This is a genomic window from Devosia sp. Z6_126 (genome assembly GCF_058133495.1).
Genome location: NZ_JBYUNO010000001.1, coordinates 839505 through 852890, shown reverse-complemented (window position 1 = coordinate 852890; position 13386 = coordinate 839505). Strand labels below are relative to the sequence as shown.

12 protein-coding genes and 1 tRNA gene are annotated in these 13386 nt (G+C 62.4%); 5 read left to right on the top strand and 8 right to left on the bottom strand.

What is annotated here, in order from left to right:
* Positions 1–38: 38 nt before the first annotated feature.
* Entirely contained in the window at positions 39–1751 is a 1713-nt protein-coding gene (gene rpsA, locus AC3YOG_RS04175; protein WP_127755045.1) for a 30S ribosomal protein S1, read from the bottom strand.
* Positions 1752–1899: 148 nt separating this feature from the next.
* Entirely contained in the window at positions 1900–2544 is a 645-nt protein-coding gene (locus tag AC3YOG_RS04170) for a (d)CMP kinase (RefSeq protein ID WP_489934188.1), read from the bottom strand.
* 130 nt (positions 2545–2674) lie between these two features.
* On the opposite strand from AC3YOG_RS04170, the gene AC3YOG_RS04165 reads away from it, so the two are divergent.
* The 4 genes from AC3YOG_RS04165 (at position 2675) to AC3YOG_RS04150 (ending at position 5101) form a co-directional block, all read left to right on the top strand.
* Positions 2675–3076: a TIGR02300 family protein gene (locus AC3YOG_RS04165; RefSeq protein ID WP_489934187.1), complete on the top strand. Its 402-nt coding sequence runs from the start codon at positions 2675–2677 to the stop codon at positions 3074–3076.
* Between the two features lie 140 nt (positions 3077–3216).
* Positions 3217–3292, top strand: a tRNA-Ala gene (locus AC3YOG_RS04160).
* Positions 3293–3442: 150 nt separating this feature from the next.
* Positions 3443–4747 carry a nicotinate phosphoribosyltransferase gene (gene pncB / locus AC3YOG_RS04155; RefSeq protein WP_127755048.1) on the top strand — a complete coding sequence of 435 codons (1305 nt, stop codon included), beginning with the start codon at positions 3443–3445 and terminating at the stop codon, positions 4745–4747.
* 102 nt (positions 4748–4849) lie between these two features.
* Complete coding sequence (locus tag AC3YOG_RS04150; protein WP_489934186.1) at positions 4850–5101, top strand: hypothetical protein; 252 nt, start codon at positions 4850–4852, stop codon at positions 5099–5101.
* 313 nt (positions 5102–5414) lie between these two features.
* On the opposite strand, the gene AC3YOG_RS04145 is transcribed toward AC3YOG_RS04150, so the two are convergent.
* The 3 genes from AC3YOG_RS04145 to tsaB all read right to left on the bottom strand — a co-directional run bounded on the left by AC3YOG_RS04145 (position 5415) and on the right by tsaB (position 6995).
* Positions 5415–5816 (bottom strand): Fur family transcriptional regulator, encoded by a 402-nt coding sequence (locus AC3YOG_RS04145; RefSeq protein ID WP_127755392.1) that lies wholly within the window; start codon positions 5814–5816, stop codon positions 5415–5417.
* A gap of 85 nt (positions 5817–5901) precedes the next feature.
* The gene (gene rimI / locus AC3YOG_RS04140; RefSeq protein WP_127755050.1) at positions 5902–6381 is read right to left on the bottom strand and encodes a ribosomal protein S18-alanine N-acetyltransferase; all 480 of its coding nucleotides are present in this window, start codon (positions 6379–6381) and stop codon (positions 5902–5904) included.
* Entirely contained in the window at positions 6378–6995 is a 618-nt protein-coding gene (gene tsaB, locus AC3YOG_RS04135) for a tRNA (adenosine(37)-N6)-threonylcarbamoyltransferase complex dimerization subunit type 1 TsaB (protein ID WP_489934185.1), read from the bottom strand. The genes rimI and tsaB overlap by 4 nt, the downstream gene beginning before the upstream one ends.
* A 136-nt stretch (positions 6996–7131) precedes the next feature.
* Here tsaB and lnt point away from each other — a divergent pair, with 136 nt between their 5' ends.
* Positions 7132–8757 (top strand): apolipoprotein N-acyltransferase, encoded by a 1626-nt coding sequence (gene lnt, locus AC3YOG_RS04130; protein ID WP_489934184.1) that lies wholly within the window; start codon positions 7132–7134, stop codon positions 8755–8757.
* On the opposite strand, the gene pheT is transcribed toward lnt, so the two are convergent.
* The 3 genes from pheT to pheS are packed head-to-tail and all read right to left on the bottom strand — an operon-like array spanning position 8754 to position 13367.
* Complete coding sequence (pheT, locus tag AC3YOG_RS04125; protein ID WP_489934183.1) at positions 8754–11177, bottom strand: phenylalanine--tRNA ligase subunit beta; 2424 nt, start codon at positions 11175–11177, stop codon at positions 8754–8756. The two genes, lnt and pheT, sit on opposite strands and share 4 nt — an antisense overlap.
* 11 nt (positions 11178–11188) lie before the next feature.
* Entirely contained in the window at positions 11189–12232 is a 1044-nt protein-coding gene (locus tag AC3YOG_RS04120) for a 3'-5' exoribonuclease domain-containing protein (protein WP_489934182.1), read from the bottom strand.
* Between the two features lie 4 nt (positions 12233–12236).
* Complete coding sequence (pheS, locus tag AC3YOG_RS04115) at positions 12237–13367, bottom strand: phenylalanine--tRNA ligase subunit alpha (RefSeq protein WP_172121765.1); 1131 nt, start codon at positions 13365–13367, stop codon at positions 12237–12239.
* Positions 13368–13386 lie beyond the last annotated feature (19 nt).

The following is a 13386-nucleotide window of genomic DNA, read 5'->3' as shown; positions in this document are numbered from 1 at the left end:
CGCTAGAAAGCGCGGGTCCCGATGGCATGAAGCCAATCTTAGTTGTTGTCGCGACCCTTGAGCGCAGCGCCCAGGATGTCGCCGAGCGAAGCGCCCGAATCGGAGGAACCGTAATTGGCCACGGCTTCCTTTTCCTCGGCAATTTCCAGCGCCTTGATCGAGAGCTGGATGCGCGAGGTCTTGCGATCGTACTGGGTGACGCGTGCGTCGACCTTTTCGCCCTTGCTGAAACGCTCGGGACGCTGGTCGTTGCGATCGCGCGACAAGTCGGCGCGGCGGATGAAGGCCGTCATGTCGCTGTCGGCCAGCTTGACTTCAATGCCGCCATCGTTGACGTCGATCACGGTGCCGGTGACCACAGCGCCCTTGCGGATGCCGCCGGTCTCGCCCTCAGCCGAGGATGCAGTCTCGCCGGTGGCTAGCTGCTTGATACCCAGGGAGATGCGTTCCTTCTCGACATCGACGTCGAGCACCTTGGCCTGAACCATGTCGCCGCGGTTGTAGTCGTCGAGCGCGATTTCGCCGGACTTCTGCCAATCGAGGTCGCTGAGGTGCACCATGCCGTCCACATCGCCTTCGAGGCCGATGAACAAACCAAATTCGGTCTTGTTCTTGACTTCGCCTTCGATGACCGAACCCACGGGGAACTTGTCAGCAAACGATTCCCACGGATTGGCCAGGGTCTGCTTGAGGCCAAGCGAGATACGGCGCTTGTCGGGATCGACCTCGAGCACCACCACTTCCACTTCCTGAGAGGTGGAGACGATCTTGCCGGGGTGGACGTTCTTCTTGGTCCAGCTCATTTCTGAGACGTGGATCAGGCCTTCAATGCCTGGCTCCAGCTCCACAAACGCACCGTAGTCGGTGATGTTGGTGACGCGACCGGAGAACTTGGCGTTGATCGGGTACTTGGCTTCGATGCCTTCCCACGGATCGGCCTGCAACTGCTTCATGCCCAGGCTGATGCGGTGCGATTCGTGGTTGATGCGCACGATCTGGACCTTGATGGTCTCGCCGATCGTGAGCACTTCGGACGGGTGATTGACCCGGCGCCAAGCGATGTCGGTGACGTGGAGCAGACCATCGATACCGCCGAGGTCCACGAACGCACCGTAATCGGTGATGTTCTTGACCACGCCGTCGACAACCTGACCTTCTTCCAGCTGCTGGACGATTTCCGAACGCTGTTCAGCGCGGGATTCTTCCAGAATGGCGCGACGCGACACGACGATATTGCCGCGGCGCTTGTCCATCTTGAGGATCTGGAAGGGCTGGGGAACGTTCATCAGGGGAGCGATATCGCGGATTGGGCGGATATCGACCTGCGAGCGCGGCAGGAAGGCGATGGCGCCTTCGAGGTCGACCGTGAAGCCGCCCTTGACCTGGTTGAAGATCGTGCCTTCAACGCGCTCGTTATTGTTGTACATTTCTTCGAGCTTGACCCAGCTCTCTTCACGGCGGGCCTTCTCGCGGCTCAGCACCGCTTCGCCCATCGCGTTCTCGACGCGATCGACATAGACTTCCACTACCGAGCCGACGGTGATGGTGCCGTCACGGCCAGCCTGGCCGAATTCCTTGAGCGCAATGCGCCCTTCGGTCTTTAGACCGACATCGATGATCGCCAGATCCTTTTCGATCGCGACCACGGTTCCCTTAACGACGGTGCCTTCCAAAGGCTCGTTGTCGATGAACGAGTCCATCAACAGTGATTCAAAATCTTCTTTAGTCACAGTTTGCTGTGCCAAATTCATCTCCAGATGCGCCGGCGGTTGGGGGTTGGCATTGTCGCAATGGGGGCTCGCCATCTGTTGGTCAGATGCCGGCGCGCGGGCGCCCGATCGGAACGGCAATGTTGGGTATTCTGCCCGGCAGCCGAAGCCTGCATGCACAAGGATTGAATTAGGGCACGAGCCCTGCCTTGCGCCTGATGGCTCCATCGACAATAGCGATGGCTGCGCGGAGTGCGGCTTCTATATCGAGAAGCGTGGTGTCGAGCAAGTGCGCGTCCGCTGCCTTGTAAAAACCGCCATGGGGATTGGCCATGTCCCGGGCATCCCGCTCTTCTATTTGGTGATAAAGGGCGTAGCGATCAACCACCTGGCCGCGCATTTCTAGCTGGCGGGCTCGCCTTTCCATGCGCGCCTTGGAATCAGCCTGGATAAAGAGCTTAGCATCCGCCTCGGGGCAGATCACGGTACCGATGTCGCGACCATCGAGTACGGCACCGCCCTCCTGCAGGGCAAACTGGCGCTGATAGTCAAAGAGTGCCTGACGGACTTCTCCAATCACGGCGACTTTGGACGCCAGCTGGCCCGCCCGCGCCGAAAGCAGTAGTTCGGACTGCAAGTCCGCCTCATCAAGCTTCCGGGCCGCTGCGATGGCGCGGTTCTGAAAATCCGGGGCGTCCTCAAAGCCGTCCACCGCCTGCCCGACAGCGCGGTACAACAGGCCCGTATCCAGATGCGGCAGCCCGTAATGGCGGGCGAGGCCGCTCGCGAGCGTGCCCTTGCCCGAAGCAGCGGGTCCGTCGACGGCGATGATCATGGCTTTCTCCGGGCGGCTGGAACGGCGGGGCGGGCTTAGCATTTTCGGTTTGACAGGGGCAAGGTTTGCCCATAACCGGACGAGCCAATGCGGGGCTTGCCCCGCGCTCTCCCATCGACGAGGACCACCCATGGCCAGTTCCGAACGCGGCACCAAGCGGACCGATCCCGACACCGGCAAGAAGTTCTACGACCTCAACATGGACCCGATCGTTTCGCCTTATACCGGCAAGAGCTATCCGCGGTCCTACTTCGAGCAGGTGCTGATCGGCAAGGCTTCCCCGGCAACCGCCCGGAAAGTTGAGGAAGAAGACGAGACGGAAGAAGAAGACGAGGTCGTGGACGCGGCAGCGCCCGAGATCGTTTCGCTCGAGGACGCCGATGCTGAAGAAGCCGGCGAGGACGAGATCCCTGATGTCGAGGATGTCGAGGTCGACGAGGAACTCGGCGACGACGAAGACGTGTTCCTGGAAGAGGAAGACGACGAGGACGACAGCCTGGCATTCGATGTTGGCGGCGACGAGGATCGTTGATTTCGCTTGAATTTTTTCGCCGGCCAAGCTTTCGGCCGGCGAAATAAAAAAGTGTCATTTAGGCACTTGCAAGGGGACGGAGCATCCAATAGGTTCCGCCTCGCTTCGGACGGGAATGACCCGGACGAACCCGAAAAGATGGGGCCATAGCTCAGCTGGGAGAGCGCTTGCATGGCATGCAAGAGGTCAGCGGTTCGATCCCGCTTGGCTCCACCAATCCTTCGATAACTTCCCTGACGAGACTTGTCTCGGGGTTGAGCCCCGCTCGAGGGTTCTCAATCACTCGGCGACCCAACCCGCTGCAGCCGCTTTCCATCCACCGCCCGCCGCGCTACAAGGCGGCCGCGTCAGCTGGAGGTGAACCGCGTGCCCACAACAGATATCGCTCGGCGGGTCTATGATCATACCTGGAAGCTCGACCCGATCATCCGGAGCCTGCTGGACACCGACTTCTATAAGCTGTTGATGCTTCAGATGATCTGGGGCTTGTACCCCAAGATCGACGTCACCTTCTCGCTGATCAACCGCACCCGCTCGGTTCAGCTTGCCCATGAGATCGACATCACCGAGTTGCGCGCCCAGCTTGATCACGCGCGCACTCTGCGCTTCTCCAAAAAGGAGATGATCTGGCTGGCCGGCAATACCTTTTACGGCTCGCGCCAGATTTTCGAGCCAGCCTTTCTGCAATGGCTCGAGGACTTCCGGCTGCCGGAATACCATCTGGAGCAGCGCGACGGTCAGTTCGTGCTGGAATTTCCAGGCAAGTGGTTGGAAACCTCGATGTGGGAGATTCCCGCCCTTTCGATCATCAACGAGTTGCGCAGCCGCGCCGCGATGAAGCGCTACGGGCCCTTCACGCTCGATGTGCTCTACGCCCGGGCCAAGGCCAAGATGTGGGAAAAGGTGGAACGGCTGCAAAAGCTGCCGGAATTGCGCATTTCCGATTTTGGTACACGCCGTCGCCATTCTTTCCTCTGGCAGCGCTGGTGCGTCGAGGCGCTCAAGGAAGGGATCGGGGAAGCTTTTACCGGTACCTCCAATGTCATGCTGGCCATGGATACCGATCTCGAGGCTCTCGGCACCAATGCGCATGAGCTCCCAATGGTCCTCGCGGCGCTGGCCAAGACCGATGACGCCCTGCGCGAGGCCCCCTATGGCGTGCTGCAGGACTGGGAAAGCTATTATGGCGGCAATCTCAAGATCGTGCTGCCCGATGCCTTTGGCACTGATTCCTTTCTCAAGCATGCCCCCGATTGGGTTGCCGACTGGACTGGCTTCCGCCCAGATAGTGCCCCCGCTATCGCTGGCGGCGAACGCATCATCCGTTGGTGGCAGGAGCGGGGGCGCGACCCGCGTGACAAATTGCTGATCTTTTCCGATGGGCTCGATGTCGACATGATCGAAGAGGCCTATTTGCACTTCGACGGGCGCGTGCGCATGGCCTTTGGCTGGGGCACCAACCTGACCAATGATTTTGAAGGCTGCGCGCCAGAGCCCAATCCGGGACTGGACCCAATTTCGATCGTCATCAAGGTCAGCGAGGCCAATGGGCGGCCCGCGGTCAAGCTGTCCGATAATCCGGCCAAGGCGACGGGCGAGAAAAGCGAAATCGAGCGTTATCTGCGCGTTTTTGGTGATGCTGGCCGGGTAGAACACGCCGTGCGCGTTTGACCCGCCCGCACGCTGTGGAGAACCGCCTTTAGTTCGAGGCGGTTAACGGGGCTGGAACGCTAAACGTCCAGCATCGTTGCCTGTCCACAGGGCCGGAACCGTTTGACTTACCAACTTATCGACATTGCCGTAGCGCATAAAAGCGCCCATCCCCGCTTGCCTAACCGCGTAACCGGCAAGGTGCGCGCCGTGCTGACCGAAATACGCGATGGGCGCGAACAGCGCCACGATCTGGAGATCCCGGTTTGGGCCAACACGTCCGAAACCATGAGCGAAGAAGATATCGAGATGGCCTTGCTGGTGAAAGCCGCCGACATTTTGGCGCGGCTGAAATCGACGCTCGATCAGGTATAGGGCTGATTGCCTGCGTTCTGCAGGAAGGCGCGGTAGGCGGGCGAAAGGCCGGGAAAAGTCTGAGCGTTTTGAGCCTCTGCCGCAGCTCGTGGGGCAGGGGAAGGGTAGAGCCGGGCCGCCCTCCGCCGGCGACGATGCTCTTGGCGCTCATCCACTGCAAACCACAGCACGGCGGGGCACCACTAGCGTCCAGATCGCGATCAATTGCCAAGCCACGCCAACCTCCCTGCAGCGCCAGCAAGGATGCTGTACTCGTCGAAGGCTCGTTAACGCTAGAAGGCTCGGCGGTTAGTGTTAACTTGGGACGGCAGTGCTACTGCGGCTCGCCCTTGGCGGGCTTGGATCCGGTTTCGATCGGCACGGCATAAAGCTCGAGGCGATGATCCACCAGCCGGTATCCCAGCCGCTTGGCAATCACTTCCTGGATCGCCTCGATTTCCTCGTTGCGGAACTCGATTACCCTTCCGCTTCGAACATCGATGAGGTGGTCGTGGTGCTCGTCGGGAATCAGTTCGAACCGGGCGCGTCCATCCTTGAAATCGTGCTTGGTGACAAGGCCGGCTTCCTCAAACAGGTTGAGCGTCCGGTAGACCGTGGATAGTGAGATGCCGGCGTCGATCGCCGCTGCGCGCCGGTGCAATTCCTCGACGACGGGATGGTCAGCACTGTCCTGGATCACGCGGGCGATGATCCGGCGCTGGTCGGTCATGCGCATGCCCTGCGCCACACAGGCCTCTTCCAGGGTCGGTTCGCTGCTGGTCTTGCTCACAAGCGGGTCCTGCCAAGGCTATGGGAAGGAGTTAGCCAAGATCGGCGGCCATGACAAGCGCGGTGGCTGCCGAACCATCCGGGCGGGGATAATAGCCCTTGCGCCTACCCACTTCCACAAAGCCATGACTGCGATAAAGTCGCAGCGCTGCACTGTTGCGCTCATCCACTTCCAGGAACATGCGGCGGGCATTGGTAAACAGCAGATCATCCAGAGCCGCTCGCAGCAGAGCCTGGCCCACCCGCTTGCCCCGCCATTTAGGCTCAACGGCAATGCTGAGCAATTCCGCCTCATCACCAATCAGTCGCACCAGGATGAAACCGGCAACTTGGCGCCGTGGGTCACAGGCGACCAGGGTAGTGCATTCCGTTTCCTGGAGGAAGTCGGCAAACTCCTCGCGAGACCAGCCACGAAAGAAGCCCTGGGCGTGAATAGCGGCCAAGACCTCGGCATCGCCTACCTGGGCGGGCTCCACATGCAGGCCATGCGGCCCCAGCCACAGCTTTCTCACGGGGCGAGCCGGGGTATGCGGGCGGCAGCCTGGGGCCTGGCATCTGCTTCGCGCACATAGGCAGCTTCCGGGGGATAGTCGGCCGGATCAGCGGTAGCCCCAAAGCGGGCCAGCAAGCTGACATCGATGAAGGGGCCGCGCAGCAGAGTTGCCCCTGCTGGCACCGCAGCTTCCGCTTGCGCCATGGGCAGCAATTGCGCTGCACCGGCCGGAACGCCTCTAGTGCTGAAAGTCTGGGAATAGGCCTCACCCCGCCGCGCATCGAGCAGCACCGCTATCGGCCCCTCGCTTGGAGCGGAGAGGGACAGGGCCAAAAGGGTCGGGGCACCCACCACCGGGATGCCCCGGGCCAACGCTATGCCTCGCGCAGCGGAAAGCCCGATGCGCAAGCCGGTAAAGGAGCCAGGCCCGGTCGAGACGGCCACCCGCCCGAGATCGGCATAACTCAACCCATTGCGCTCCAGCAGCGCCGTGAGCCGCCCGAAGATCAATTCGGCATGGCCGGTGGCGATCTCGTCGACCAGCACATCCACGCTTCCATCCGCGAGCAGCAGAGCGAGCTGCAGCCGGGGCGCAGCAGTATCAATGGCGAGGGTGATGGGCAGGGTCTGCATAGCTATCGCTCTAGCGGCGTCGTCCTTCGGTGTCGAGACCGATCAACTCGCCAATGTGCCTCGGGCAGCGCCTTGACGCTGGGGCTTTGCGCAGCCAGCTTGCGCCCATGCACCCCGATTCGCGCAGTGTTCTGCAATGACCTGGCTGGCCGAGACTGCCATGCTGAGCCATGGTTGGCGGCGCTTCCTGCTGCTCTTGCTGGCTGGGGCGGTGGCCGGGCTCGCTGTGCCCCCCTTGTTCGTGTTGCCGACGCTGTTCCTGGCATTTCCCGTCTGGGTCTGGTGCCTCGATGGTGCCGAGCATGGCCGCGGCTGGCGGAGATTGTTCGGACCAGCCTTCACCATTGGTTTTGCCTTCGGCTGGGGCTATTTCACAGTCGCGTTTCACTGGTTGGGCGCGGCTTTCTTTGTAGAGGGCGGCGTCATGCTGGTGCTGATGCCCTTTGCCATCTTGGCCCTTGCCGCTTTGATCGCCTTGTTTTGGGGGTTGGGCAGCGCTGGCGCGCACCTACTCTGGTCCACCGGACCTTGGCGCATTGTGACGCTCGCGACCTTTGTGACCGCCGCCGAATGGGCGCGCGGCCATGTGCTGACCGGCTTTCCCTTCGACCTGCTTGGCTATACCCTAACCCCGACAACGGAGATGATGCAGGCGACGGCCCTTGTGGGCGTTTATGGCCTCACCTTTGTTGCGGCCCTCCTGGCAATGACGCCGGCCCTGATCTGGCCCGCTGACGGGCGCCCGCTGTCGCGGCGGCTGCTTCCGTTCTTCCTGTCGCTGGCGGTCCTGGCTGGCCAGCTAGGCTACGGCTTCAACCGGCTGGCAGGCACCCCTGTCGGCGAGCGTACCGATATCGCCATGCGGCTGGTGCAGCCCCTCGTTTATGAACATGCCAACTGGGCCCAGGTCGATCCGGCTGGCCTCATCGATCGGCTGCTGATGCTGTCGGAAATCCGGATGGATCCGCAGGACCAGGGTCTTGCCGATATCACCCATCTGGTGTGGCCCGAATCCAGTCTGCCCTTCTTTCTGGCGTCCTATCCCGATGCGCTGGCGCGAATTGCTCGCATGCTGCCGGACGGCACCATCCTCCTCACCGGAGCGCCGCGCCAGCAGTTTGCTCCGGGCGCGACCAGCCCATCGGGTCCGCCCTTCAACGCCATTCTGGCGATCAACAGCGATGGTGAGGTGATCGAGAGCTACGACAAGGCTCATCTGGTGCCCTTTGGCGAGTTCCTGCCCTTTCAGGACTTCTTTGCCCAGCTTGGTATCAAGCAATTCGTGCCCGGGGCGGAGGGCTGGGGCCATGGCGACGCGCGCCGGCGCTTGCTGAACCTGCCGGGGACGCCGGCTCTATTGGCGCTGATCTGCTACGAAATCCTGTTTTCCGGTGATCTGGGCGACACGGCCGAAGCCCAGTTCCTGTTCAACATCACCAATGATGCCTGGTTCGACGGCTCAATCGGTCCGGCCCAACATGCCCACCATGCTCGGGTGCGGGCAGTGGAAGAGGGGATGAGCCTGATCCGGGCGGCCAATACTGGCATTACCTTTGCCACTGATCCGCTGGGCCGCATCACCGGGCAGCTGGCGCCCCTGGAGATGGCCGCGCTCGATGTGCGCCCGTCCGAACGGCTGGCCAGCACCCCGTTTGCCCAATGGCGCCATTGGCCCTTGCTCGCCGTTCTGGCGCTGGGCCTGCTGATCTCGGTGCTAGCCTGGCGCGCCGAGCGGCCCCGGCGGCGCAAGCTAGGCTCCTAGGTTCGGAGCACGCCGCCGCTGGCTTTGCTGACGGCATTGACCACAGCGGCCGAAACCTTCTCGATCTGCTCGTCGGTCAGCGTCTTGTCGGTAGGCTGCAGCGTTACCGCGATCGCCACTGACTTCTTGCCCTCGCCAACATGGGTGCCTTCATACACATCGAACACCTCGACGCCGGTAATCAGTGCCTTGTCGGCACCACGGGCTGCCTTGATGATCGTCCCGGCGGACACAGACTTGTCGACCACAAAGGCGAAATCGCGGCTCAGGGGCATGAGGCTGGAAAGCGGCAACGCCGGCTTGGTGCGCATCGGCTTGCGGCGCGGCTCGGGCAAGGCATCCAGATCAATCTCGAAGGCGGCGATGGGCCCCAAAAGGTCAAGCTCGGCACTGAGGGCCGGGTGCAGCTCGCCAAACCAGCCCAGCGTCACCTTGGGTCCGAGCGCCAGGCGCCCGCCACGACCGGGATGGCTCCAGGAGGCGGCTTCGGGCAGCACCTGCACCTTGTCGATATCAACCCCAAGGGCGTCGAGCACGGCCGCGAGATCTGCCTTGGCGTCGAACACGCCAACGGGTTCCGCCTTGCCGTCCCAGCGGCGACCGCTGCCGGTCAGCTTGGCCGTGCCGGTGCGGATGCCAGTGGCATAGGTGTGCTGGCCTTCGGGAGCATCGGACAGGAACACCTGCCCGACCTCGAATAGGGCCAGATCCTCAATGCCGCGATTGGAATTGCGACGCGCTGCAGCCAGCAGGCCCGGCAGCAGAGAAGGGCGCATATCGGTCATATCCGAAGCAATGGCATTGGCCAGCTGCAGGGTCTCTCCGCCTCCGCCGAAGCGCAGGGCTTCCTTGTGCGAGATGAACGACCAGGTGACGGCCTCGTCCAAACCGCGGGCGGCCAGCAGGCGCCGCGCAATACGCCGCCGGTTCTGCATGGTCGTCAACACGCGCGGGGCCACATGGTGCAGGCGCGGCAGCGGCTCGACAGGCACGGCATCAACGCCAACCATGCGCATCACTTCTTCAACGATATCGGCCTTTTGCGTGATGTCGGGCCGCCAGCTGGGCACCGCGACATCGCGCGTTTCACCACTGCCGCTCACAGCAAAACCGAGACCTTCGAGGATAGCCTCGATTTGGCTGGGTTCAACCGTAAGGCCGGTCAGCCGCTTGACCTCGGAAAGCGGGAATTCCACTCGCGTATTGGGGAACACGTCTTCGCCCGAGATCACCGGCTCAGCCGCCTCGCCGCCGCAGAGCTCCAGCACCAGCCGGGTGGCCAGCTCGAGGCCGGGTTCGGTCAGCGCCGGGTCAACGCCACGCTCGAGCCGATAACGCGCATCCGAGACAATGCCGGTCTTGCGTCCGCTCCGGGCAATCAGGTCAGGATCCCAGCTGGCGCATTCCATCAGGATTGTGGTGGTATCATCAGTGCAACCCGAGCGTTCGCCGCCCATGACGCCGCCAAGGCAGAGCGGCCCCTGCTCGTCGGCGATCACCGTCATGGTTTCGTCGAGTGGGTGGAGCTTGTTGTCGAGACCATCAAGGCTCTCCCCGGCGCGCGCATTGCGCAGCACGGGCTGGCCCACAATCTTGTCAGCATCATACGCATGGAGGGGACGCCCCCAGCCCAGCGACACCAGATTGGTGATATCCACCACCGCATTGATTGGGCGCAGACCCACCGCGCGCAGGCGGCTTTGCAGCCACTCAGGGGAGGGGCCATTCTTGATGTTGCGAATGACCCGGCCAGCGAATTTGCGGATGGCCTTGGGCTCGCCTTCGGCGAATTGGTGCGGCAGGGGCGCCAATGGGCTCGGGCTCTTCGAGGCCACGGGCGACATGTCGGTGCGCTTCAATGTGCCAACGCCAAAGGCTGCCAGATCCCGGGCGATTCCATAAACGCCGGTGGCGTCGCCGCGATTGGGCGTGATCGAAATGTCAAAGACGACACCATTGATGCCCTCATAATCGACATAGCGCTGACCGACGGGTGCATCTTCGGGTAGCTCGATGATGCCGTCATGGTCGCTCGACAGGTCGAGCTCGGCCGCCGAGCACAGCATTCCATTGGAGGCGGCGCCGCGAATATTGCCCACCCCGATAGTCATGTCCTTGCCCGGGATATAGGTCCCGGGGAACGCGAACACGGTCTTGAGCCCGGTTCGGGCATTGGGCGCACCGCACACGACGTCGATCAGCTCGCCGCTGCCTGCATCGACCTTGCACACGCGCAGCCGGTCGGCATTGGGGTGCTGCTCGGCCGATACGACATGGGCCACCACAAAGCTCTTCAGCGCTTCGCCCTGATCCTCCACGCCTTCCACTTCGAGGCCAATCATGGTCAGCGATTTGCTGATCTCATCCACGGAGGCTGTGGTGTCGAGATGCTCGCGGAGCCATTCAAGGGTGAACTTCATGATCGCATACCTTAACGGAAGTCGCTCTGGCTACCGGTGATCGGCGGCAGTGCGCGGGAAATCTTGAACAATTCGACAAGGACTCGGGCAAAGCCGCGGGCATCGTCGATCGCATGATGGGTGTGGGCGATATGGCCGTAGAACTCGGCGGGCAGCTTGCTCATCCCCCAATCGAGATAGGGCGCGCCACGCAACGTTCCGGCCATGGTGTAAAGGCACACCCCGCCGCCACGAAAGATCTGCCGGCCCTTGAAGGGACCGCTCAGCACTCGCGTGCCGGCAAACTGGTCGAGATAATGGTCCATCCAAAGCCCGTCGAACATCAGCGGCGCGGCGGCAAAGACCTTGGGGCCGGGCAAGTTTTCCACCCAATCGGCAAAGCGCGGCATCACCGTTTCGGCCGGCTCGGCTCCCGTGGTTGCCGCTGCCCAGGCTTCGGGCTGGGTTTGCCACCAGGCCATGGTGGTTTCGTTGGCCTGCCGATCCGGGCGCGGCTGCAGCACGGCCTCGAACTCGCCATGTCGCCTCCCATCGGCCTCGATCGCGACGGCGGCAAAGCTCAGCATAGAATTGTGCAGCGGGGTCGGGCCGTCCGCCTCAATATCGGTGACGATAAAGATCGGCCGCGCCACCTGATTATAGACCGGGCGCCCGGCAGGCAGTACCTCAACCAGCCGAAACTGCTCGCAGACCACCGGCATGTCGGGAGCAAAGCCACCGTTGCGAGCGAAATAACGCTCATGGCCGGCGCGCCACTCGGCATAGGGGCCTTCGCCTTCAAGGTCGCTGAACTCCGGACCGATCTCATCGAACCGCTTGACCTCGACCGAGAGGGTTTCGATCACCGCCGCCGCTTCTCCCGCTCCGTTCAGCACGACATCGCGCCGCCCGGCCTGGGATAGGGGTTCCTTGTATGGCCCGAAATCACGCAAGGCGCCGCAGGTTGCCGTCTTCTTGCCGGCAAGCACGAGGGCGAGCAGCTCGTCTGCCAGCTCGGGCGAGTCGCCGAAGCTGAACTGGATGGCATTGCGGTAAGGGGGCGGCAGGTCAGCCATACTGTTAGCTCGACAGCCCGCCAAACAAGGTTGGCAGGTCCAGCGGGCGGAACCCATAATGGTCGAGCCAGCGCTGGTCGGCGTCAAAGAACTGGCGCAGATCGGGCATGCCGTACTTAAGCATGGCGATGCGGTCGATCCCCATACCCCAGGCAAAGCCCTGATAAACGTCCGGATCGAGCCCGGCATTGCGGATCACATTTGGATGCACCATGCCGCAGCCCAGGATCTCGAGCCAATCATTGCCTTCGCCGATCTTGACCTCATTGCCCGAGCGGTCGCAACGCACATCCACTTCCATGCTGGGTTCGGTGAAGGGAAAAAAGCTCGGCCGGAAGCGCAGCGTCACGTTGGGCACTTCGAAATAGGCCTTGAGGAACTCCTCGAGCACCCAGCGCAGCTGGCCGATATGGCTGGACTTATCGATCACCAGCCCCTCCACCTGATGGAACATGGGCGTGTGGGTCTGGTCGGAGTCGTTGCGATAGGTGCGCCCAGGAATCACCACCCGGATCGGCGGATCCATGGACGGCGTGATATAGCTCGCGGCCGGCTTTTCATTGGTTCTCTGCATCACCCGGACCTGGACCGGCGAGGTGTGGGTGCGCAGCAGCTTTTTGACCCCGTCAGGGCCGGGCTTCATGAAAAAGGTGTCATGCATTTCCCGGGCCGGATGGCCTTCGGGGAAATTGAGCGCGGTGAAGTTGTAGTAGTCCGTCTCGATATCGGGACCTTCGGCGATGGAAAAGCCCATATCCGAAAAGATCGCGGTGATCTCATCGAGCGTCTGGCTGATGGGGTGGATGCGGCCCCGGGCGGTCGGTGCCGGCTGCAGGGGCAGGGTAATGTCGACCGTTTCGGCTGCTAGACGTGCTGCGAGCGCTTCGGCCTCGAGCGCTGCCCCCCGAGCTTCGATCAGGCCGGCAATTTCACTCTTGAGCCCGTTGATCGCTGGACCCGCCGATTTACGTTCTTCAGGGGCCATGCTGCCCAGGGAGGCTAGCAGCGCCGAAACACTGCCCTTCTTGCCCAGCGCGGCAACGCGAACCGCATCCAGCGCGCCGGCATCGGCGGCAGCGGCAATGGCGTCGGTAAGCTCGGCGCGGAGAAGATCGATCTGCTGATCAAGAGACATGGGGAGATCCGGATTGAGT